Origin of the sequence: Psychrobacter sp. GP33 (assembly GCF_014119005.1) — a bacterium.
Classification (GTDB): domain Bacteria; phylum Pseudomonadota; class Gammaproteobacteria; order Pseudomonadales; family Moraxellaceae; genus Psychrobacter.
Map to the genome: position 1 here is coordinate 26,560 of NZ_JACGYX010000001.1, position 24,161 is coordinate 50,720.

At 42.0% G+C, this 24,161-nt stretch carries 18 protein-coding genes, 1 tRNA gene and 1 pseudogene; 13 read left to right on the plus strand and 7 right to left on the minus strand.

What is annotated here, in order from left to right:
* Positions 1-20: 20 nt before the first annotated feature.
* The 3 genes and pseudogenes from H2245_RS12195 to metH all read right to left on the minus strand — a co-directional run.
* Positions 21-209: pseudogene (locus tag H2245_RS12195) on the minus strand (vitamin B12 dependent-methionine synthase activation domain-containing protein); the annotation flags it as partial.
* 2 nt (positions 210-211) lie between these two features.
* Positions 212-1,141 carry a bile acid:sodium symporter family protein gene (locus H2245_RS00120; RefSeq protein WP_182405004.1) on the minus strand — a complete coding sequence of 310 codons (930 nt, stop codon included), beginning with the start codon at positions 1,139-1,141 and terminating at the stop codon, positions 212-214.
* Between the two features lie 199 nt (positions 1,142-1,340).
* Positions 1,341-5,027: a methionine synthase gene (gene metH, locus H2245_RS00125; RefSeq protein WP_220464352.1), complete on the minus strand. Its 3,687-nt coding sequence runs from the start codon at positions 5,025-5,027 to the stop codon at positions 1,341-1,343.
* A gap of 706 nt (positions 5,028-5,733) precedes the next feature.
* Between metH and H2245_RS00130 the strand changes: the two genes are divergently transcribed.
* Together H2245_RS00130 and H2245_RS00135 are read left to right on the plus strand one after the other, a co-directional pair.
* Positions 5,734-6,288 carry a fasciclin domain-containing protein gene (locus H2245_RS00130; protein WP_182405006.1) on the plus strand — a complete coding sequence of 185 codons (555 nt, stop codon included), beginning with the start codon at positions 5,734-5,736 and terminating at the stop codon, positions 6,286-6,288.
* A gap of 366 nt (positions 6,289-6,654) precedes the next feature.
* Positions 6,655-7,272: a fasciclin domain-containing protein gene (locus H2245_RS00135; RefSeq protein ID WP_182405007.1), complete on the plus strand. Its 618-nt coding sequence runs from the start codon at positions 6,655-6,657 to the stop codon at positions 7,270-7,272.
* 256 nt (positions 7,273-7,528) lie between these two features.
* Here H2245_RS00135 and H2245_RS00140 read toward each other — a convergent pair whose 3' ends face one another.
* On the minus strand, positions 7,529-9,079 hold the full coding sequence (locus H2245_RS00140) for a sodium:alanine symporter family protein (RefSeq protein WP_182405008.1): 1,551 nt from the start codon (positions 9,077-9,079) through the stop codon (positions 7,529-7,531).
* Between the two features lie 852 nt (positions 9,080-9,931).
* Between H2245_RS00140 and H2245_RS00145 the strand changes: the two genes are divergently transcribed.
* The 4 genes from H2245_RS00145 (at position 9,932) to H2245_RS00160 (ending at position 13,684) form a co-directional block, all read left to right on the plus strand.
* A complete protein-coding gene (locus tag H2245_RS00145; RefSeq protein WP_182405009.1) occupies positions 9,932-10,549 on the plus strand; it encodes a LemA family protein in 618 nt (205 codons plus the stop codon).
* Positions 10,550-10,692: 143 nt separating this feature from the next.
* Positions 10,693-11,913: a YgcG family protein gene (locus H2245_RS00150; protein ID WP_182405010.1), complete on the plus strand. Its 1,221-nt coding sequence runs from the start codon at positions 10,693-10,695 to the stop codon at positions 11,911-11,913.
* A 169-nt stretch (positions 11,914-12,082) separates the two neighbouring features.
* Positions 12,083-12,613, plus strand: coding sequence for a TPM domain-containing protein (locus H2245_RS00155; RefSeq protein WP_182405011.1), 531 nt, complete (start codon positions 12,083-12,085; stop codon positions 12,611-12,613).
* 66 nt (positions 12,614-12,679) lie between these two features.
* Positions 12,680-13,684 carry an adenosine deaminase gene (locus H2245_RS00160; protein ID WP_182405012.1) on the plus strand — a complete coding sequence of 335 codons (1,005 nt, stop codon included), beginning with the start codon at positions 12,680-12,682 and terminating at the stop codon, positions 13,682-13,684.
* A gap of 68 nt (positions 13,685-13,752) precedes the next feature.
* Here H2245_RS00160 and H2245_RS00165 read toward each other — a convergent pair whose 3' ends face one another.
* Complete coding sequence (locus tag H2245_RS00165; protein WP_182405013.1) at positions 13,753-14,568, minus strand: NAD-dependent deacylase; 816 nt, start codon at positions 14,566-14,568, stop codon at positions 13,753-13,755.
* A 35-nt stretch (positions 14,569-14,603) separates the two neighbouring features.
* On the opposite strand from H2245_RS00165, the gene H2245_RS00170 reads away from it, so the two are divergent.
* The 3 genes from H2245_RS00170 (at position 14,604) to H2245_RS00180 (ending at position 17,688) form a co-directional block, all read left to right on the plus strand.
* Positions 14,604-15,074, plus strand: a complete 471-nt coding sequence (locus tag H2245_RS00170) for a hypothetical protein (RefSeq protein WP_182405014.1) — start codon at positions 14,604-14,606, stop codon at positions 15,072-15,074.
* 292 nt (positions 15,075-15,366) lie between these two features.
* Positions 15,367-16,833 (plus strand): Na+/H+ antiporter NhaC, encoded by a 1,467-nt coding sequence (gene nhaC / locus H2245_RS00175; protein ID WP_182405015.1) that lies wholly within the window; start codon positions 15,367-15,369, stop codon positions 16,831-16,833.
* Between the two features lie 96 nt (positions 16,834-16,929).
* A complete protein-coding gene (locus tag H2245_RS00180; protein WP_182405016.1) occupies positions 16,930-17,688 on the plus strand; it encodes a YggS family pyridoxal phosphate-dependent enzyme in 759 nt (252 codons plus the stop codon).
* A gap of 248 nt (positions 17,689-17,936) precedes the next feature.
* Here H2245_RS00180 and H2245_RS00185 read toward each other — a convergent pair.
* Positions 17,937-18,013, minus strand: a tRNA-Arg gene (locus H2245_RS00185).
* Positions 18,014-18,397: 384 nt separating this feature from the next.
* On the opposite strand from H2245_RS00185, the gene H2245_RS00190 reads away from it, so the two are divergent.
* The 4 genes from H2245_RS00190 to queF all read left to right on the plus strand — a co-directional run bounded on the left by H2245_RS00190 (position 18,398) and on the right by queF (position 22,052).
* On the plus strand, positions 18,398-19,030 hold the full coding sequence (locus tag H2245_RS00190) for a cytochrome c5 family protein (RefSeq protein ID WP_182405017.1): 633 nt from the start codon (positions 18,398-18,400) through the stop codon (positions 19,028-19,030).
* A gap of 321 nt (positions 19,031-19,351) precedes the next feature.
* Complete coding sequence (locus H2245_RS00195) at positions 19,352-20,314, plus strand: ABC transporter ATP-binding protein (RefSeq protein WP_182405018.1); 963 nt, start codon at positions 19,352-19,354, stop codon at positions 20,312-20,314.
* A 32-nt stretch (positions 20,315-20,346) separates the two neighbouring features.
* Positions 20,347-21,120: an ABC transporter permease gene (locus H2245_RS00200; RefSeq protein WP_182405641.1), complete on the plus strand. Its 774-nt coding sequence runs from the start codon at positions 20,347-20,349 to the stop codon at positions 21,118-21,120.
* A 65-nt stretch (positions 21,121-21,185) separates the two neighbouring features.
* Positions 21,186-22,052, plus strand: a complete 867-nt coding sequence (gene queF / locus H2245_RS00205; RefSeq protein ID WP_182405019.1) for an NADPH-dependent 7-cyano-7-deazaguanine reductase QueF — start codon at positions 21,186-21,188, stop codon at positions 22,050-22,052.
* Between the two features lie 121 nt (positions 22,053-22,173).
* Here queF and H2245_RS00210 read toward each other — a convergent pair whose 3' ends face one another.
* Positions 22,174-23,892 (minus strand): proline--tRNA ligase, encoded by a 1,719-nt coding sequence (locus H2245_RS00210; RefSeq protein WP_182405020.1) that lies wholly within the window; start codon positions 23,890-23,892, stop codon positions 22,174-22,176.
* Positions 23,893-24,161 lie beyond the last annotated feature (269 nt).

Here is a 24,161-nt window from a genome sequence, read left to right on the forward strand (position 1 = left end):
ATCGAAAATTCTATAGACTTTTAAAAATAGTAGCTTATTGATTTTAAGAAGAACACAACCAAATTATTAACATACAAATTCGGATTCAACCACTTTTCAGCAGTTTTCATATCCCAATCTTTACGCTCAACATAACTCTCTAACTGATCGGTACTGATTTTACCAACGTTAAAATAGACACTGTCAGGATGCGAACAATAGAAATTACTATTTAACTAGCATCCCTTTTAGCAAAAATATTTGCAACTAATGCGCCGCTAAAGTTATGCCACACACTAAATATTGCACTCGGCAGAGCAGCGACAGGATTGAAATAAGTCGCAGCAAGGGCAGCGCCAAGACCAGAGTTTTGCATCCCCACTTCTATCATAATGGCGCGGCGTTGCTTTTCAGTAAAGCCGGACAAGCGAGCGATTAAATATCCTAAGGTATAACCCAGCATATTATGTAATGCCACTACGATGAATACGATAGCGCCACTCTCTAAAATAGTTGCCTTAGAAACCGCGACAACAGCAGCTATAATAATTGAGATACCCAACACCGAAATCATCGGCAATATCTCAACTGCAAATTCGATTTTTTTACCCAAAAACTTGTGGAAAATAACCCCTAACAATATCGGTAAAATAACGATTTTAGTAATAGTTAGCATCATACTAGCTAAATCAATATCAATGAGCTGACCTGCAAACACATTTAATAAAATTGGGGTCAGAAATGGCGCAAGCAGAGTCGATATAGAAGTAATCGCCACACTTAAAGCTACATCACCCTTGGATAAAAAAGTAATCACATTACTAGACGTGCCACCGGGGCAACAACCAACCAAAATAACTCCGACAGCGATTAAAGGATCAAGGTTGAAAACTATCGTCAAACAGTAGGCAATCAATGGCATTAGGGTGAATTGCGCTAACAGTCCTACCAGTACAGGTTTGGGTCGCTTGACGATTTCTACGAAGTCTTCAGCCTTCAAAGTCATACCCATGCCAAACATGATAATACCCAGTATAGGTACGATTAAAAAAGCTAAAGATGCAAAGAATTCAGGGAAAATAAATCCTAGAACAGCACTGACTAATGCCCAAATTGCAAAAGTTTTGCCAATCCAACTGGAAATTAATGCAAGCTGATTCATAACCTTTCTCAACATAATAAAGTAGATGATAATTTATCACGTATACCGTTAGAAAATGATAAAAGTATTTTGCTATCAAGGTAGCGATAAGTTTGCTTATGTACGGTAAGTTATTATTTTATAAAAAACGGCGTACTCATTTAATTGAGCACGCCGTAATATTTTTAAATTATCGATGAATTAATCAGGTTTGATGCGTTTACAAATTCGGATTCAACCATTTTTCAGCAGTCTTCATATCCCAGCCTTTACGCTCAGCATAGCTTTCTAACTGATCGGTGCTGATTTTACCAACGTTAAAGTACTCACTATCAGGGTGCGAGTAGTAGAAACCGCTGACTGAAGACGCAGGCCACATCGCATAGCTTTCCGTCAATATCGTACCGATAGCGTCGCCCGTACCAATCCATTCAAACAGTTTGCCTTTTTCGGTATGCTCAGGGCAGGCAGGGTAGCCAGGTGCTGGGCGGATACCAACATATTTTTCTTTAATCATCTCATCATTGCTAAGTTTTTCTTCTGGCTGATAGCCCCAATATTCTTTACGAATCAGCTCATGTAGATGCTCGGCAAAGGCTTCGGCTAATCGATCAGATAATGCTTGGACCATAATTGCGTTATAGTCGTCGCCAGCCGCTTTATACTTCTCAGCAAGCGCTTCTGTACCAACGATTGAAACGGTAAAACCACCCAGATAATCAGTATGCGTGTCCGATGGCGAGATAAAGTCCGCCAAGCTAAAGTTAGGCTTGCCGCTGGCTTTGTCACTTTGTTGGCGTAGATGCTCAAATTGATATTCTGCTGTGCCGCCATCATTCGGCGCTTTGTCATAGACAGTGACGGTATCTGCGCCAGTACGACGAGCCGGCATCAGTTTAAAGACACCTTTGGCGACGATTAATTTTTCATCAATCATCTTTTGCATCAAGTCATTGGCATTATCGAACAAATCACGTGCTGCTTCACCAACCACATCATCTTGTAAGATTTTTGGATATTTACCGGCTAGACCCCAAGAGATAAAGAAGGGTGTCCAGTCGATGTAAGGGAGCAGGTTGGTAATAGGATAATCGTCAAGTATTACTTGTCCTAGTTTATTAGGAGTGGGTGGGACGTAGTTATCCCAGTCATCTTTAAAGCCGATCTCGATTGATTCAGCATAAGATATCTTAGCAGCTTTTGGTTGACGTTTAGCCAAGCGTTCACGTACTTTGATGTACTCTTCGCGCGTCTCATCAATCAAACCTTGGCGATGTTCTTTTGATAGTAGCTTAGTTACTACGCCGACTGAGCGTGAAGCGTCCGCCACATAGATGACGCCATTGTTTTGGTATTGCGGTTCAACTTTGACAGCAGTATGTGCTTTCGATGTCGTTGCGCCACCAATCATCAAGGGTAGCGTTATGCCGCGCTCTTGCATTTGCTTGGCGACATAGACCATCTCATCAAGACTTGGGGTAATCAAACCTGATAGCCCGATAATATCGACTTCTTCAGCAATCGCGGTATCGAGGATTTTTTCACACGGTACCATGACGCCCAAATCTACAATATCATAGCCGTTACAGCCAAGTACCACGCCGACGATATTTTTACCGATATCGTGGACGTCACCTTTGACCGTCGCCATCAGGATTTTACCTTTCTTTTCGCCTTCCACTTTTTCCGCTTCGATATATGGGTTTAGCCAAGCGACTGACTGCTTCATCACGCGCGCAGATTTCACCACCTGTGGTAAAAACATTTTACCCGCACCAAATAAATCACCGACGATATTCATACCGTCCATGAGTGGACCCTCGATGACCTCTAGTGGACGCGGATATTTCTCCCACGCTTCTTTGGTATCCGCTTCGATAAATGTGGTGATACCTTTCACTAAAGCATGAGCAATACGTTCTTCAACGGTGCCTTCACGCCATGTCATATCGACGGTGCTGTCTTTTTTCTTACCACCGTCTTGGTAGCTTTCAGCGATGGTCATTAGACGTTCGGTGGCATCTTGACCAGATTCGCCTTGATTGCGATTAAGCATGACATCTTCGATGGCGTCGCGTGCTTCCTTTGGAATATCATCATATAACTCAAGCATGGCAGGGTTAACAATACCCATCGTTAAGCCATTTTGAATCGCATGATAAAGGAATACAGAGTTAATGGCTTCACGAATCGGGTTACCACGGAAACTAAATGAGACGTTGGAGACGCCACCCGATACCATTGCATTTGGTAGGTTTTCCGTAATCCATTTAGTCGCGTTGATAAAGTCCGCACCATAATTGTTGTGCTCGGTGATACCAGTGGCGACCGCAAAGATATTAGGGTCAAAAATAATATCTTCAGACGGGAAGCCTACTTCATTAACTAAAACGTCATAGCTGCGTTTACAAATCTGAGTTTTACGCTCAAAAGTATCCGCCTGTCCATCTTCATCAAATGCCATGACGATAATAGCAGCACCGTAACGCATACAGAGTTTGGCGCGTTCAACAAACTCAGCGTGACCTTCTTTTAGTGAGATAGAATTGACGACACATTTACCTTGGGTACGTTTAAGCCCTTCTTCGATAATGTCCCATTTTGATGAATCTAGCATCAATGGCACACGGCTGATATCAGGCTCACCAGACACGAGATTAACGAAGTGAATCATCGCTTGCTTGGAGTCAAGCATCCCTTCGTCCATGTTGATGTCGACGATTTGCGCGCCGCCTTCAACTTGGTCACGGGCGACATCGAGCGCTTCGGTATAAGCCTCAGTTTTAATCAAACGTAAGAATTTCTTAGAGCCGGTAACGTTGGTACGTTCACCGACGTTGACGAATAGACTGTCTTTGTTGATAGTAAATGGCTCAAGTCCCGATAAACGGCAAGCAGGTGCAATCTCAGGAATCACACGCGGTGGATAATTGGCCACCATATTGGCGATTTGGCGAATGTGCTCGGGTGTGGTACCACAACAGCCGCCGACGATATTTAAGATACCGGCTTTGGCAAAGCCTTCAAGCAGTGCTGTGGTTTCCTTGGCAGATTCATCGTATTCGCCAAACTCATTAGGTAGACCAGCGTTTGGATGCGCGGACACATAAGTATTAGCGATATTTGATAGCGTTTGGATATGTGGACGTAGCGCGTCAGCACCCAAGGCACAGTTAAAGCCAACCGATAACGGCTTGGCATGACGAATCGAGTTATAAAAGGCTTCAGCCGTTTGCCCAGATAATGTCCGACCTGACGCATCGGTAATCGTACCCGAAATCATAATCGGTAACTCAAAGCCGATATCATCAAATACACCTGTGACCGCAAATATCGCCGCTTTAGCATTTAGCGTATCAAAAATCGTCTCAATCAAGATAATATCAACGCCGCCTTCCATTAGCGCTAGCGTTGCTTCACGGTAATTGAGTACCAATTCATCAAAGGTAATATTACGAAATGCGGGGTCATTCACATCAGGCGATAATGAGCAAGTACGTGATGTTGGACCAATCACCCCAGCGACGAAGCGCGGCTTATCTGGATTTTTCGTAGTGTATTCGTCAGCGGCTTCACGGGCAATCTTAGCAGCGGTTTTATTCAACTCTGGCACTAGATACTGCATATCATAGTCTGCCATTGATAGACGCGTACCGTTAAAGCTATTGGTCTCAATGATATCGGCACCAGATTCCAAATGCGCCAGATGAATCTCTTTAATCATATGCGGTTGCGACAGTACCAATAAATCGTTATTGCCACGTACATCCTGTTTAATATCAGCAAAGCGCTCACCGCGATAGTCCGCTTCCTCTAACTTATAGTTCTGAATGTGCGTACCCATTGCACCATCTAACATCAAAATTCGTGATGCCATTTGTTCAGTGATACGTGCACGCGCCGTCAGTTGCTGCGCCTTATACGGGAACACCTGAGGTGGTGTCAATATAAAATCATTAGAATTGGCATTTGGATTACTGTTATTTGAAATATTGGTTGCTTGAGAAGGGGTAGTTGAAGTCATAGGAAGCTACTTATATCGTTAATGTATAGAATCAAGATAAAAAAGGGCGTAAAACAAGGTTTCAAAATATAAGGTTATAAAATAAGTATTAGGAATTATTTAATCAAAGAGGTAAGCAAATAGTTTTTAATATTTTAGCACGAAAAACGCTTTATTCTAGCCTATGCGCTTAGACACTGAACGGCAACTATGAGCACTTTATGATGTCATCGACAATGTCTGATTTTGGTATGTAAATTAGAGGAACAAAAGTCGATTACAAAAAGTAGCGCAATAATAAATGGCTATTAGAACAATATATGTTAATTTGAATTTATAAGTTGTGAGACTTTATAAGCTCACCTAATGAATATTTAACAGTCGTGGTTTTTCTCTATCTGTTTATTATCCGTAACTCTTTTTAAATAAAACACTATTTAGAAGAGAGATGTTTTAATAAGTATCAAGGTTAAAGACAAGCTATCAGCTTGTAGTTATTTAGATTGTAGTTGTTGGCTTTTAAAATCGCTCAATCGAAGTATGAATTGATAAATATCACTTAGTATTTCAAACAATAATTTAGCATGACTTTATTATCAAGGATGTTACTATGGAAATGACTAAAATTGCGGCTATTAGTGTGCTTGCTGTCTCACTAGCAGGTCTAAGTGCATGTAATAATATGATGCCACAAAAGCATACATCGATGCCTACACCCACTCATACTCAGCCTATTACAGCCATGAATGTGGTGCAAATTGCTCAAAGCAATCCTGAATTTTCAATATTGGTAGAAGCAGTGCAAGCGGCTGGGCTGGTAAATACCTTATCTAACCCAAATGCTCACTTTACTATATTTGCGCCAACTAATGATGCCTTTATGCAGGTGCTAACAGAGACCGGAATGACCAAAGCGCAACTGTTTGCCAATAAAGCGCTTTTAACTAAAATTTTAGGCTACCACGTTATTAATGGTGCCATGCCAATTTATGCCAAAGATGTAAAGCCTGGTAATATTATTATGTTGAGTAATGATACCTTAATGGTCACCACACAAGGCAAACTTATGGATGAAAGTGGACGCGAAATTACGTTATTAAAAACGGATCTTGCCGCCACTAATGGTGTCGTTCATGTAATCGACAGAGTGTTATTACCGAAGTAGGGTAAATCAAATAAATTAAAGTACGTTTTATTTTAACCACAGTATAGCTTAGGTGCGTCAATCGTGTCTAAGCCTTCCCTATATATGGATTGCTAAATTTATTTATTATTACTTAGTTCTAGTTTGTTCATTTATTCTAGTTATATAGGCTGACTGATCCACCTAATTTATATATAAATAGTACAAATTTTGACAACTCATATCAAAACTTCTCTCTAATAACTAGTAAGGTATTACCTCAATGGTCATTTAACGAGCTTTTTTTAGCCATTCAGTATTAATTCCTTATTTGTATGTTTTCCTTTGTTTTATCTTTATCAATTAATTTTACCAACTTCTATTTTTATAACCAACAGGAACTGTATTATGTTAAAAAAGTCATTACTATCAGTAGCAATTCTTAGCACAGCATTCTCATTAGTCGCTTGTAACGATAAAAAAGCAGTAGAACCAGTTGATGAAACTGTGACTGTTGTTGAACCAGAAGCCACGACTGAACCAGCTGTTGACCCTATGGCTGAAGCAACCCCTGCCGTTGATCCTATGGCTGAAACTGCTGCTACACAAAGTATCGGTGAAATTGCAGCTGCAAATCCTGATTTGACAATATTGACAGCAGCACTAAAAGCAGCTGGTCTTGATACGATGATGATGGATGCAGGCACATACACTGTATTTGCACCTACTGACGAAGCATTTGCTGCTTTACTGACCAAACTGAACGTTACTAAAGAAGAATTATTGGCAAATACAGATTTGCTAAAAACTGTTCTTCCATATCACGTCGTTCCTATGACTGTGAAAGCAGCTGATATCCCTTACGGTCAAGAAATTAAGACTGTAAATGGTCAGTCATTCACTATTAGTGATGCTAATGTGATCACTGATGCTAGCGGTAACACTGCTAATATCGTTGGAACAGATGTTATGGCAACCAATGGCGTTGTCCACGTCATCGATACTGTATTATTACCAAAAGAATAAGCTACCAAAAGAACAATCTTACTTTAATAAGATTTAATCATTAGCAATACCTAGAAGCTCAGCCATTGGCGCTGGGCTTTTTTGTGGGTGAAAATAAGGTAGATAAAAAAATGCAGATATAAATATGACTTGCAATCCAAAGAGTAGTGAATAAAAGCAGGGTCATTAAAACGGTTCAGATGCTAAAAAGCCCGTGACACATGCCACGGGCTTTTCTGAATTAACTTATTTTTATTGATTGTCTGAGCTTGAAGCCCTAAAGCTTAGGTTCTTTATTCAGAGAATCGCGCTTAAGTGCTGCTTGCTCTCTTAAATGACGCTCTTCCCAATATGGTGCGTTTTTGATACCGAATTTGGCAGGGTCGAAGGTATATTTTTTCACGCCAGCTTTACGCTGTGCTTCGTAGTCTTTGAGTATCGTTAAAGTTGGTTTTGCTACAAAGAAGATGACTAAGATACCAACGATATTGAGCCAAGCCATCAGACCAACACCAATATCACCAATCGCCCAAATATAACCTGCTGAGTTAAGTCCACCGTAGGCAACCATGGCCATGATTAAGATTTTAACTAAGAATACGCCTTTCTTATGAGCACCGCGGCTGATAAAGCGCGTGAGATAAGCTACGTTAACTTCAGCGATATAGTAATAAGCTAGAATAGTCGTAAAGGCAAAGAAGAATACAGCAACGGCAATAAAGGTATTACCATAAACACCGTAGACTGATTCCATCGCCATTTGGGTAAATGCTGGCGAGTTGATTTCAGTAGTAGCGGCAACATTTTGGACGATAAACTGACCGTCAGGTAGTGTACCTTGAATGTTATAAGTACCCATCGTGATAATCATAAACGCGGTAGCAGAACAGACTAATAAGGTATCAACATACACTGAGAATGCTTGTACCAAACCTTGCTGTGCAGGATGCTCAACTTCAGCGGCAGCAGCAGCGTGAGGACCTGTACCTTGACCCGCTTCGTTAGAGTAAATACCACGTTTAACACCCCAACCGATTGCAGCACCAAAGCCTGCTTGTGCCGTAAATGCGTCGCCAACGATAGTACCAAAGACTTGTGGAATCATCTCGTAGTTCGTAAACATGATAACTAAAGCTAAACCAATATAGCCAATAGCCATAAAGGGTACAGCGAACTCAGTGAAGGTTGCAATACGCTTAATACCACCGAAAATGATGATACCTAATACCACTAGGATGATAGCTAGCGCCAATAAACGCATAGAGCCGACTTCTAAGCCTGCGACATTCATCATCGAGCCTTCGCCCATGACCTGTGCAAAGGCACTGATAACACCATTTGCCTGAACACCCGGTAAGAACATACCACAAGCGAAAATAGAGGCAACCGCAAAGACAATACCGTACCAACGTTGTCCAAGCGCGCGCTCAAAGTAGTACGCAGGACCACCACGATATTCGCCAGTCACCACGTCTTTTTCTTTATAAATCTGCGCCAGTGTCGATTCGACATAAGCGGTTGATGCACCTAAGAATGCTACAATCCACATCCAAAATACCGCACCGGGTCCACCGAAGCCGATAGCTGCTGCTACCCCTGCGATGTTACCCATACCCACTCGACCAGCAAGTGAGACGGCAAGTGCCTGAAACGACGAAATACCTTGGTCACTTGATTTACCTGAGAACAATAGCTTTATCATTTCTCCAAAGAGACGCACTTGCACAAAGCGTGTCATGATGGAGTAAAAAAGACCTGCGCCCAAGCATAAATAGATTAACGCTGGGCTCCAAATAATTCCGTTTACTAAATTGACTAAACCTTCCATATCTATATTCCTCGAACTTTCTCAAAGTGTTACGGTTAAGAGCTATTGGTTGAACATTAACTGCAATAAGCTAAAGTTCATAAGCGCTAAGTCGAACACTGAGTATGGATTGTAGTTGTCTGTATTTATCCGCTTGACGTATCATCAACACCTCCACAATACGGTCAGTGTTGATAAAAAATTCGTGGCGGTCGCAAATCCTTTTGCCTTATTGGTTGCTGCAGTATGATGGCGTCACACAGTCAGAGTAAAATAAATAACGAATAATCCAGCGGATAAAACCGGCGATGATATAACTAAATATTAACCTATTTATAAACAACCGTTATGGATTTTTTATTTGACAGCAAAGTTGCATCAAATTCTTTATTAAATACAATCAGTTAACACGAGTGAAGAATAATTCCACTACCAAATGTATTCAAACCATACGGCTACGTAACTGCAATTTGCCACAGTTTTAGGCGAATTACTAGGAGTTTCTCAAAATGCTCACTGTTTCTATGCTATTGCTAGACGCGTTAAAATAGATGGTAGGATTCACTAATTAACTTGTATAGAACAATCAATAGATAAATAGATAGAATATCTGTATAGCAGAGCAAGCTAAAGCGATTAATGATTAGTGGTCGTAAGCTACGATTAAGTATGGTTTTGCGGTTGTGTTTTGGTAACGGTCAATTGTAATATTAGTAATATAACGCCATTATTGGCAACACAGACAATGACCATACTTACAGTTATAGATAACTGAGTTGTAATGAATCATGCGATAAGTCTTTTAATGACTGTCATATTTATGATTCGTAACCCAAACTATTTTTATTTTAATGATTTTCAGGAGACATCACTATGGTGCGTCACTCTATTGTAAAACCTATGATATTAGCCGCCGTATTAGCAACGTCGACCGTTGGCTTATCTGGCTGTGGTTATAACAACCTACAAGCGCAAGATGAACAAGTAACTGCGTCGTGGTCAGAGGTAGTCAACCAATACCAACGTCGTAGCGATTTGGTGCCAAACTTGGTAAAAGTTGTGCAGCAGTATGCCGACCAAGAAAAAGATGTCTTTACTCAAGTTGCAGAAGCGCGCTCACGAGCGGGAGGTATTACGATAACGCCAGAAGTGCTCAATGACCCCCAAGCCATGGAGCGTTATGCTGAAGCGCAAGCGCAAATGGGCAGTGCATTATCACGATTAATGGCAGTATCTGAGCGTTATCCTGAGCTAAAATCTGACGCGTTATTTCAAGATTTGCAAGCGCAATTAGAAGGTACGGAAAACCGTATCACTGTTGCCCGTAATCGCTATATTCAAGAAGTGCAAAGTTACAATACGACGGTACGCCAGTTCCCAACCAATATCACTGCAAAGGTTTTTGGCATGCAAGCCAAACCAAACTTTAACGTTGCAAACGAAAAAGAGATTTCTACTGCGCCAACTGTTGATTTTGGTGACAAAAAATAGGATAGCAATTACTGAATCATCATTTAAGTAGTGACTTATATTTAGTAATTGATATTTAAAGATAGGATAGGCAAAAATATCTTCCTATAAAGAAGGTGTTTTTGCCTATCAGTATGGACAGCACTTGAGGTAGTAATAGTCAGATGAAAAATTCTAAAGCAATCGTATCAGCCTTATTGTTGACGCTCAGCTCATTCGCGGTCACAGCGCTGAATGCGGCGCCAAATGAAGGCGCAGTTGCTGCTGATAGTGCTGCGACTACTGGCACAGCCTCTAATAGTGCTATCAAACAAAACCGTAGCGTTGATGATTTGGTTGCTATTGCCAAAGCAGGTGAGGGCAATGAGGCAATTAATGATGCTGTGCTAGGCAATGAAGCCATCAACGGTGCCATCTTTGGCAATGATGCGCTTAACCCCAATGCTAGCAACAGTGCTAACAGCGCCAACAGTACTAATAACGGCACTGCGTCAACCAATAAAAATCTACCGCCTATTAATTCTAGTGCAGCCAGTGTCGACGCGGATAAACTTATCTTAAATTCACCTGTGGTAGATCAGGCAAATCTATTAAATCCTCAGCAAAAACAAGCGTTGACCGAACAGTTGCACAGTATATATCGTCAAGGCTTAGCACAAGCGGCGTTGGTGATTGTGCCAACAACGAATGGCATACCTATCTTTGACTATGCACTACAAGTTGCGGACAAATGGAAATTGGGCGAAGCCGATACCGATGATGGCTTGCTCATTGTTATGGCAGTGAATGACCGTACGATTTATATCTTGACTGGCTACGGTCTTGAAGGCGTCATGCCAGATGCCGCTTTGAATCGCATTATTCGTGATGATATCACCCCTTATTTTAAACAAAATGACTATGCTGCCGGTCTATCAGCGGGTATCAGTAGCCTTGAGGGACGCCTAAAAGCAGATCCTGAAGTGCTGGCGCGCGCAGATGCTCAAGCGGCTGAACGCACTGTCCAACAGGGTTCTGATGATAGCCCGTCATCGATCGTATTGTTTATTATTGCCATGGTATTTGGGCAATTTATCACCAGTATCTTTGGGCGTGTATTTGGTTCTGTATTGACCGCAGGTGGTTTTGTTGCAGGCTCACTGGCATTAGGCGGTGGCTTCTTTATGACCATCATCATGGCGATATTTATTTGGCTGTTTTTGATTGCCCGTGGTGGTGGCGGTGGACGAGGAGGTCGCGGCGGCGGTGGCGGCGGTATGGTATTTTTACCGGGCTTTGGTGGCGGTAGCAGTGGTGGCGGATTCGGCGGCGGTGGCTTTGGTGGAGGAGGTTTCGGCGGTGGCGGTGGCGGCTTTGGTGGTGGCGGCGCAGGCGGCTCATGGTAGATGATATATCTATCCGTAAAGCGTTAATGAATAAAATATCTGCTCAATAAATCAATCTGCTCACTAAAATATAAGCTATTGACATAAAAAACCCCGAACTGGTTTTAGTACTAATAATTAGTACTTGTAAGTGGTCCGATAGCAATCGCGTACTTGAGGAAATAAGATAATGGCACAAGACAGCTTACCTTCATCACAGCCGAGCTTTGCGCGCTGGTGGCGTCAAGTTTTATTCGTCCCCATGCTGCATAGCAATTGGCTCACCGCTGAGGTTAAAGCGCGCTTAACTGCCAAAGTGACATCAGTCGAGCGCGGTCATCGTGGTGAGGTGTTTTTAGTCATCGAGAACCATTTGCCCATTCAATCAGCATATAGTCTGAACTGCCGTGAGCGCGCGGTTGAGTTGTTCAGCAGTTATCGGGTTTGGGATACTGAAGAAAATACAGGCGTGTTGGTATACGTTAATATTTGCGAGCAAAGCTTAGAGATTGTTGCGGATCGCGGTATCAGTGCTCATGTTAGCCCAACCGTGTGGCGAGCAATGTGCGATAAAGCAGTGGCAGGTATCGCCAATCGCAAAGTTGAAGAAAGTCTTACTGATTTGTTAGACGAGATAGGGCAACTGTTAAGTCAATATTATCATTTAGAGCATGATCCTGCAGGTAATGAGCTGTCAGATACAGTTGTATTTTTAAAATAGCATTAAGCAATCGCCTGAAGTATTAATATAGCGCTGTTATTTTAATAGCCGTCTAACGAGAGCCACATGATTGATCTGATACAAAAACTGCCAAAAGCTGAGCTGCATCTACATATTGAAGGCTCGCTTGAGCCTGAGCTGATGTTTCGACTGGCGCAAAAAAATAACATTACCATTCCTTATAAAGATATTGAAGATGTGCGCAAGGCTTATAATTTTACCAACCTGCAAACCTTTTTAGATATTTATTATGCCGGTGCCAATGTCCTGATTACCAAAGACGATTTTTATGATTTAACGTGGGCGTATATTCTTAAATGTGTGGAAGATAATGTTATCCATACCGAGATATTTTTTGATCCGCAAACGCATACGGCACGAGGCGTTGCTTTTGAGACAGTGATAACAGGTATTAAAGAAGCGCTGGCTGATGCGAAAACAAAATATGGCATTACTTCTTGCATTATCATGTGTTTTTTACGGCATTTATCTCAAGACGACGCCTTTGCAATGTTAGAGGAAGCCATGCCCTTTCAAGACGATATCATTGGTGTCGGACTTGATTCCTCAGAAATCGGCAACCCACCGTCGAAGTTTAAAGAGGTCTTTCAAAAAGCTAAAGAGGCAGGCTTTAAATTGGTCGCTCATGCGGGCGAAGAAGCAGATTTTACCTATATTTATGAAGCGCTTGATATGTTAAGTATCAGTAGAATTGACCATGGTGTGCAGTCGATTCAAAGTCCAGAACTGATGCAGCGGCTTAAAGACGAGCAAATGCCACTTACCGTTTGCCCCAACTCAAACATTGAGTTAAAAGTATTCGACAGTTATCAAGAGCATAATATCAAAGACTTATTAGATTATGGTTTAAATGTCAGTGTCAACTCTGATGACCCTGCTTATTTTAAGGGCTACATCAATCAGAATTTTATTAATTTATACGAGAATTTATCTTTATCTGAAGACGATATTGTTACCTTGGTGAAAAACTCGTTCCGCTCAGCGTTTATAGATGAGAGCTTAAAACAAGACTATTTAGCAAGAGTGGAGCAAGCGCGCCAAGCCGTCTAATAAGCTAAGTAACAAGCTAAATATGCAATGGTAGCCCTGATGTCGTATTTAATCGCCTACTTTGAAGACTAATCTTTGGGTGTTGGACAGGAATCGATAATACCTTGGAGAAGGGCTGGCATGACCACGCCCGCAGCCGCCGCTAAAGTGATATTGACAATCGTATTCGGAGTTGGATTAGGGTTGACTTCAATAAGCGTCGCACCGTTTTTTTGCGCCAGATGTGCCAATCCTGCTGCCGGGTAAACAAGGCTTGACGTACCAATGCTTATAAAGATGTCGCAGTTTGCTGCGGCATCTTCTGCGGTTTGCCAAGCGTTAACTGGGAGTGATTCGCCAAACCAAACAATGTCGGGACGGATATAACCGCCGCACTGGTCGCAATTTAGCAAATCAATACTGAAATTTACTTGGTCAGCAGCAGATAAGGTAGGCACAATATAAGGCGTGTCACATTGGCTACAACGGTTACGCCCTAAATGTCCATGTAAATGTGTTACGGTACTGCCTGCTTGCTCATGTAAATCATCTACATTTTGGGTAATTAACGTTAGTTGTTGTGCGGATTGAGATAACGTAATGTATTCTTGCCATTGCGCTAACGCATAATGCGCTGGATTGGGCTTTTTATCTTGTACTAATTGCCTACGCCACTGGTACCATGACCATACCAATTGTGGATTTTGGGTAAAAGCGTCAGGACTGGCTAGATCTTCGGCACGATATTGTGACCATAAGCCTGTTTGTTTATCTCGAAACGTAGGAATACCACTTTCCGCCGACACTCCAGCGCCAGTTAAAATACAAACTCGCTGAGCCGTACGTAATAATGTTGTCGCGTGCTGCACATGAACGATTAACTCTGGCGGCAATTCTGCTAACATGGCTTAACCCTTATTGATAATGGACGTATACTTTCATGATAGACGGAATTTGGTGGCTTGTCATACTGTTGGCAGTGGTGGTTGCGCTATGGTTATTAGCAAAGGCGCGCGGTGGTAAAGACGATAGTGCAAATCAAGGCTTTGCTGTTAATAAGTCAGTCACTAAGCCATCAGTAAATAAGCCATCATTTTCTAAGAAACGGATGTCTAAGCAGACAACATCCAAAGAACCTGCCACCAAAAATACAACATCGTTATGGGCAAAATTGTTCCCTAGTGATGCCTTGCAAAAAACAGCTGCACTTCTTAAGCAATACTTTCCTGAGTACCAAGTGGCGCGTAAAAGTAAGCATTTGCTGATTAGTAAGCAAGGAAAAAAAGTTGCCATGATAACGGTTGATAAAAAAATAGCCGTCGGTCAGCGCCGTTTAGGAGATATTCCGGTCATTAATTATCATCGTGCGCCCAGTCGCGCTCAGTTAGTTGCCACGCTAAAACAGGCGTAATCATAGCCACTCCCTATATTTAAATTCAAAATATAATGCACCTAATTACTGTCTAACATACAATCCTCATAATCATCCATAGGATCAGCTTTGACAGAAAAAAATAGATAACTTTCTGTTCATTTTAAATTTAGGTTTGATTGATGGTTGGATGTAGTCACCGCTTTTTTAGTCACGTTAAACTTATTTTCGAGTGATTAAGTGACCGAGTTTGTCTCTACGGTTTATTCAGTATGGCTAAAATATGATAAATTCATAATTTGTATATAACTAAAACAAAGAGCAATTGCAAATGAAAGGCTACGGGAAAACTCAGGGATTTAAAAAGCCATCTTTTAAGTTGGCAGCGCTGGCGTTATTGTCAGTCATTTTCAGCCTAGTTCTATGTATCATGATCTTTAAAACCGTATCAATACAAGTAGGTTTACTGCTCGGTATGGTCTTTGTCACCTTAATCTCAAGAACCTTGGGCTATAGATTTAATGATTTAATGGTGCTGATTCAAAAAAGCATTGGAGAATCAACTTTTGGCTTATGGTTTTTTATTGCTATCGGCGCAATCATTGCTGCATGGATGGCAGCGGGGACCGTTCCGGCTATTATTTATTATGGCCTAGGGTTTATCTCACCCACTGTTTTTCTGCCAGCGGGGTTTATATTATGTACGATAACAGCGCTGTGTACTGGGACATCGTGGGGGACAGTAGGCACGGTAGGTATTGCCCTTATAGGTATCGGTCAGGGTTTGGGCATTCCGCTTCCCATTACCGCAGGTATGATTATATCTGGTGCGATTACCGGAGATAAAATGTCTCCTGTTTCTGATACGCCAAATCTTACCTCTATGTCGGCAGGTGCTGATCTGTATGAAACGCTCAAAGCTATGCTGCAAACGATAGCGCCTGCTTTTTTTATTACTTTAGCGTTGTTCGTATACTTAGGTTTCCAGTATGGGTCAGATGACGCGAATCTGAGTATTATTAATGAAACGCGGAAGGTATTAGCAGACAATTTCAATTTGAACCCCATCGTTATGCTACCGATAGTCATTCTTTTGACCTTAAATGTGATTAAGTTTCCCTCTCTACCATCTATGACCATAGCAGTAATTAGCGGTTTGGTAGTCGCGGTCGTCTTTCAGGGTGCCAGTGTGCCTGACACGTTAGAGTTTTTAAACTCAGGGTTTGAGATCTCTACAGGTTCGGCTTATGTGGATCCCATATTAAATCGTGGCGGCATCCAAAGTATGATGTGGACATTCTCTGTGGCATTTATGGCGTTGTCATTGGGAGGTGTTTTAAGTAAAGTGGGCTATATGGAGGTCTTGGTTGCTGGGCTGGTAGGTAGAGCCAAAACGGTGGGTTCACTGACCTTACTGACTATGATGTCCTCAATGACCTCAACGGCTGCGTTCGGTGAGGCGTATATGTCCTTTATTTTAAATGGTGAGCTTTTTAAAGAGCAGTTTGATAAGGTTGGGCTAAGTCGAGCGATGCTGGCGCGTATCGTGAGCGAAGGTGGATTGATGATGGCACCGGTCATGCCATGGACCACATTTGGCGCATTTGTAGTCGCAACATTGGGTATTAGCGGCTTTGAGTTTGCGCCGTATGCCTTTATGAGCTTTTTAAGCCCTATATTATCCGTGCTCATGACTTATTTAGGTTTAGCCGTCGTATGGAACAACAAAAAGAACAAAGGTATTAAAAATTTCAAAGATGTCGATCTTTCTGATGAGCCAGTATTTACTACAAAATAGTAAAGTGCCGTATAGTCATTAAAATATGGTAATAAAGATAATGTAGGCCTACTATATATGAGCTACCTTTATTAGTTAATAATGGAGTAAATTACAGTGATACCTAGACCTCCGTACAAAAGAGCTGAAACCATTGAAGAGCTATCTGCCAACTTTGCAGACATAGAACAGAGAATTCAGTTGGCATGCCACCGTGCGAATAGAAATGTCGATTCCGTTCGTCTACTGCCAGTGACGAAGACCGTTGATGAACAAGTGATGCGAATGGCTTTTGAGCTTGGTTTCAATTACTTTGGTGAAAATAAAGTACAAGAAGCGCTTGAGAAGTCTGACTCAATGGTTGATTTGCCTATTGAGTGGTCTGTTATCGGTCATCTGCAAACCAATAAAGTCAAATATATCGCTCGATTTGCAACTGAGTTTCAGGCGCTAGATAGCTTGAAAGTCGCAGAAAAACTACAGGAAAGGTTGGAAGTTGAAGATCGAAGCATGAATGTATTAATTCAAGTTAATACGTCGAATGAGGATAGTAAGTACGGTCTGCATCCCACAGAGGTTTCTGAATTTATTGAGCGGATTAAGAGTTTTGATAGATTGCAAGTTAAATGGCTTATGACGCTAGCATTACTGTCAAATAATACCGAAAAAGTTAGAGATTGCTTTATTTTACTGCGACAGTTAAGAGATGGATTAAAAGAAAACCTACCTTCTCATATGAGTATGGATGAATTGTCTATGGGGATGTCAGGGGATTTTGAGATTGCTATTGAAGAAGGTGCAACTATCGTCCGTATTGGTCAAGCCTTATTTGGTGCAAGAACGCTACCTGACAGTTACTATTGGCCAGAAAAATAACCACACTTTATAAATATTTAGCTAAAACAGAGGCAGAGGTAAGCTCATCTTTGTTATAAGCGTTTCCGTTTAGTTAACCTCAGGCCTTAAAAGCTGACTATTATAAATGTTGTATATGTACAACAAATTTAACAACGTTGTAATGGTGCTATTATGTAATAGTAAGTGATAGGTAAAGACGTAGAATGATGATATTAAAGGGATATAGCGGTATGAGGTAGTGTGAGGAAATGGCGAAATACAATGATTGGTGCGCTCGGCGGGAATCGAACCCACGACCCTCGGCTTCGGAGACCGATACTCTATCCAACTGAGCTACGAGCGCATATTGTGTCTATTCAAAATGGCTTTATTCTGAAAAGACAATATTCTAAAAAAAGTAACAAATTCTCATTTATCTCAAAAGCTGCCGATAAATAAAGACCGCCTAGTCTAACAAAAAAAAGTGTAAAAGCCAATGCGTGAAGCCCGCTATTGAGTTTGTTTAATAAAAAACAAGCGAGTGGGCAAACAAGCATGGCAATTTGCCCGTCTTTTCCCTTATAATGATAGGGAAAATTACCAATGATAATCACCGATGCCAAGGGTGTGCGCTAATTTGAGGTCTATTTGTCGTTATAAATGTGTTTATTAACAGTATTTTAATAATGACAAGTAGACGACACAAACCATGCCAGCCTCTTGTATACGTAATAAGAGAACGTGACGAATGAGAAAAGTAGTGATGTTATCGGCAGCTGCCATTCTAGGAATCGCTAGTATCGCGGTGAGCCAAGCTGAAGATATTGCAGATACTCCTGTGACTATTTCTGATGTGGCAGAAGCAAAGGATGTCGTCGCTGACGCTCCTCAAAAGCTGGGTGACGACACACAGGCTGCAGCTGATACCACAGACGGCGCCGCTCCTGCTGAAGAAATGGCAAAAGCTGCACCTGCTGCTGCCGAAGAGCCTGTCCCTGAAGATACGCCTCAAGTACAAAAACTGATTGCCCTATACCCTAATCTGATTGCGCGTATTCAGCCGGTTGCGACTGTCTGTTTTGAGGGCGGTGATCCGTGTGATGTGACAGCGCGCTCTTCTGGTCCTGCAGCCGGTGACGGACCTCGTGACGGTGAAGCGGTATATAATGCCGTATGTCATACCTGTCACGCAACAGGCTTGCTTGGCTCGCCTATGCTAGGTGATGCTGGTGCTTGGGGTGCACGTATTTCTAAGGGTAAAGAGACTTTATATACCCACGCTATCAACGGCTTTAATGCGATGCCTGCCAAAGGTGGCGCGGATATCGTTGATGAAGAAGTACAAAACGCTGTTGATTATATGATTACTAAAGCCAGCTAGTTTATTACATAGCTAGTATCAGCATACCGCTTGTTATTGAGCTAAGTTACTATGTTAGAGTTATCATTAGATTGAAATGGCTGTTTTGAATAGTGACGGTAAATATTTAGTTTAATGATTAAGTGGTGAGAGCGCCTATTTCAGCTAATGAGATGGGCGCTTTTTTATGGCAGTAAGGTTTATCTGCCGATTAATCATGTCTTAGCGTTGAAATTCTTGACAATTAGCCTCACATTAAAGCACTACATAATCCATTTATATATTATTTGATACGAGATATCCTAATATCATATCGTGTTATCAATAAGCATAGAGGTCTGCATGTCTGAGGTACCCGCACTTTCGATTCAAAATTTATCCAAAACTTACGATAATGGCTTTTCGGCATTGAAAAATGTCAGCTTAACCGTACCGCAAGGCGGATTTTTTGCGCTATTGGGACCAAATGGTGCGGGCAAATCGACGATGATTGGCATTATCAGCTCCTTATTTAAGCCGTCCAACGGCAGCGTGCATATTTTTGGCACTGATTTGTTGGCAAATCCATCTGTTGCCAAGCAATATTTGGGCGTAGTGCCGCAAGAGTTTAATTTTAATCAGTTCGAGAAAGTTCAAGATATTTTGATTACTCAAGCAGGTTATTTTGGTATTTCTGCTAAAGAATCCAAGCCACGTGCTGAGCGTTTGCTCAAAGCGTTGGGGCTGTGGGATAAGCGCAATAATATGTCGCGCGAGCTGTCAGGTGGTATGAAACGCCGTTTGATGATTGCACGGGCATTGATTCATAAGCCCAAACTTCTTATCCTTGATGAGCCGACCGCTGGGGTTGATATTGAGCTGCGCCGCTCAATGTGGGAATTTATGCAGCAAATTAATATCGAAGAAAACACCACAATTATCCTAACCACCCATTATTTGGAAGAGGCGGAGCAGCTGTGTAAGCGTATAGCAATTTTAGATCATGGGGAAATCCGCATTGATACAGAAATGAAAGACTTGCTTGCCCAATTGTCGGTTGAGACATTTGTATTAGATTTAACCAAGCCGCTATCCCAGCCTTTAGTGATTGATAATGTGACTGCCATTGAGCAGCCTGATTCTTTGACGCTAGAGGTGACATTAAGTGAAGGTGAGTCGCTAAACTGTGTGTTTGAGCAGCTCACTAAGCTTGGTATTGAGGTCGGTAGTATGCGTAATAAATCCAATCGCCTAGAAGAGCTGTTTATGCGGCTGGTGGATAAAAATATTCAGAGCGAGGACAGCATGAAAGAGGCGGGATTATGAGACAAGTTATTAAGGTCAATCCAAATGAAACCATGTCATTTGCTAAAAAGTGGATTGCGTTTCGTACGATTTTACTCAAAGAAATCCGCCGCATTTTACGTATTTGGCCACAGACATTGTTACCACCAGTGATTACTATGGCGTTGTACTTTGTCATCTTTGGTAAGATGATTGGCGGGCGTGTTGGGGATATGGGCGGTGTGCCCTATATGCAGTTTATCGTACCCGGTTTGATTATGATGGCGGTGATTACCAATAGTTATTCTAACGTGGTCTCAAGCTTTTTTAGTGCCAAATTTACCGCCAGTATTGAAGAGCTCTTAGTGTCTCCGGTCTCTAAGCATGCCATCTTGATGGGCTATATCAGTGGTGGTATCTTTCGCGGCTTAATTATTGCGCTTATTGTCTCTATTGTGGCGCTATTCTTTACTAAGCTTGGCATTGAGCATTTATTTGTGACGATATTTACCGTACTTGGCACGTCTATTTTGTTTTCCTTAGGCGGCTTTATTAATGCGGTCTATGCGCGCTCATTTGACGATATTTCTATTATTCCAAGCTTTGTGCTGACACCGCTGACCTTTCTTGGCGGTGTATTTTATTCAATGGAGAATTTATCGCCATTTTGGCACAATATCTCACTGCTAAATCCGATTGTCTATATGGTGAACTCGTTCCGTTACGGCATTCTTGGTCATTCTGATGTCAATGTCTGGTATTCGATGAGCGCTATTTTTGCCTTTTGCGTTATTTTTTATGTGATTTCCTATCGCTTATTAAGTAATGGCTCGCGTATCCGCTTGTAGGTAAACGGTTAATATTAGTAATGATACGATTAAAAATAATGACCGCTATAACATAGGGAAAATAAATGAGTATTCATGGTATTTTAGGCGAGCAGACAACGGATTATCCGACCCAATATAGTCCAGAGACTTTATATCCTATTGCTCGTAGCATCGGGCGTGATGCGATTGGCTGGCAGGCAGATAAGCTCACAGTTGGCGTTGATTGGTGGCATGCCTTTGAGATGTCATGGCTCAATCCTCAAGGTATCTCGCAAGTGGCGATGGCGCGCTTGACCGTTCCTGCCAGCGCACCGTTTATTATTGAGTCTAAATCACTAAAGCTGTATTTTAATAGCTTAAATTTTACAGAATTTGCCAGCTGGCAAGATGTCCAAGCGTTGATTGCTCGGGACTTATCTGCGTGCTTACAAGCAGAGGTGAGCGTTGATTTATTGGCGCTAGAAGATGAGCAGTCTGACTTACTAATTACCCAGCCTGAGGGTATTTGTATTGATAATGCGCTAGCAGATTGTAGCGATAAAGTTGTATTAAGCGCGCATCATGATGCTTCATTACTGAGTAATAATGTGGGCAGCCATACAGATGTTGAAGAATGTAATAGCCAGACATATCGTTTTTATTCTAATCTACTCCGTAGTAATTGTCCGGTGACCAATCAGCCAGATTGGGGCACTTTGGCGGTGTCGATGACGTCTAAAAAAGCAGTCAATCAAGCCAATATGTTGCGTTATATTTTAAGCTTTCGTCAGCACAATGGCTTTCATGAGCAGTGTGTGGAGCAGATATTTGCCGATTTAAGTGAGCATTATCAGCCCAGCTCATTGATAGTACGTGCTTGGTATACACGTCGCGGCGGTATTGATATCAATCCTTGTCGTGTGAGTGATATCGCATTATTGCCAGCACCTAGTCGCTTAATTCGTCAGTAATGAAAGCACTGTGAATAGTTTTTAAATAAATTTTTAAGTATAAAAAAAGCGCCTATCGTATTCAATACAATAGGCACTTTTTATTGGACATTTTTTATCTTTAAACTATTTAATCTTCAGACTATTTAGCAGTCAGTTTTGCCAATAACTCGTCACGGCTAAGTAGTTGTTTTTCGCTATCACGGCGATTGACGTATTCGTACTTATCTTCTGCTAAGTTACGGTCAGACACTACGATACGATGCGGAATACCAATCAATTCAAGATCGGCAAACTTCACGCCCGGACGCTCGTTACGGTCATCAAGCAACACATTAATGCCTTGCGCTTTAAGCTCTTCATATAGTGCCGTTGCCGTTTCCATGACGGTGTCTTCTTTCGACTTCATCGGCACGATTGCAACTTCAAATGGCGCCAGTGAATCGCTAACGTTTGGCGTTGGTGGCCACATAATGCCGTTTTCATCATTGTTCTGCTCGATAGCCGCAGCAATAATACGGCTCACACCGATACCATAACAGCCCATCATAAGCGTTACCGGTTTGCCATTTTCACCAGACACATTGCAGTTCATGGCTTGTGAGTATTTATCACCCAATTGGAAAATATGACCGACTTCGATACCGCGTTTGATTTGTAGCGTGCCTCTGCCGTCAGGTGACGGGTCGCCTTCATTGACGTTGCGAATATCAACCACACGGGTGATACGCGCATCACGTTCCCAATTCATGCCGATAGTATGTTTATTGACTACATTGGCACCAGAGACGAAATCAGATAAGGTAGCGGCAGCACGATCGACAAATACGGGCATGTCTAGCTCAACGCCAATGTAGCCTTTATGCAAACCAGCTGCTTTGAGTTCTTCTTCAGTTGCCATGGTGAGTGGTACATTGGCTTCTTCGATTTTTTCAGCTTTAATGGTATTAAGCGTATGGTCACCGCGCAAGACGACGGCGATAAGCTGTGGCTCACCTTCAGCGGTATGCCCTTGCACAATCAAGGTCTTAGCCGTGGTCGCCAGTGGAACATTAAGATAATCAGCCACCGCTTCACAGGTTGGCATATTTTCAGTGAGCACATCTTCACGTGGCTTGGTCGCCGGCTGACGCTCAGCGGTGCTGATAGACTCGGCAAGCTCAACGTTCGCAGCATAATCAGACGAATCTGAAAAGGCGATATCGTCTTCACCGCTATCCGCTAGAACGTGAAACTCATGTGAGGCAAAACCACCAATCGAACCGGTATCCGCTTGTACCGCACGGAAATCAAGACCCAAACGGGTAAAGATGCGTGTATAAGCGTCATACATTTCGTGATAGGTTTTGGCTAATGATGCTTGGTCAACATGAAAGGAATACGCATCTTTCATGGTAAATTCACGCGCGCGCATCACCCCAAAACGTGGACGAATCTCATCACGGAATTTGTTTTGAATCTGAAAAAAAGTAATTGGCAACTGCTTATAACTGCGTAATTCACCTTGTGCCAGATTGGTAATCACTTCTTCATGGGTTGGACCTAATACAAAATCACGGTCGTGACGGTCTTTAAAACGCAACAGCTCAGGACCATAATCGTTAAAACGTCCGGTCATTTGCCAAAGCTCAGCAGGCTGAGTCATCGGCATGAGCACTTCTTGTGCGCCAATATTTTGCATCTCTTCGCGAACGATACGCTCGACTTTTTGCAACACGCGCAATCCCATAGGCAACCAGATATACAATCCAGATGCGATTTTACGAATCAAACCGGCACGCACCATCAATTGGCTTGAGGCGATATCGGCATCACTAGGGGTTTCTTTGAGCGTGGCAAATAAAAATTGACTGGCTTTCATAAATAAAGCATAACCTTATCAACGAGCAAATAAAAATAAACAGTAGAACGGTGAGCATTTGGCTGGAGATATCTGTTTGCCGTAAGCGCACCTTTATAGCTACTGTTTATAGCTGCAACAACAATGGGATAAACCGTAATGGACGTATGAATAATTGACCTATTTACGGTCTGCAAGCCTAAAAATAAATTTATGTCGAAATTTTATCGATACAATCGGACTATGTTAGGTAAACTTCGCTTAAGACGCAATCCCTTTTTGCGATTTAG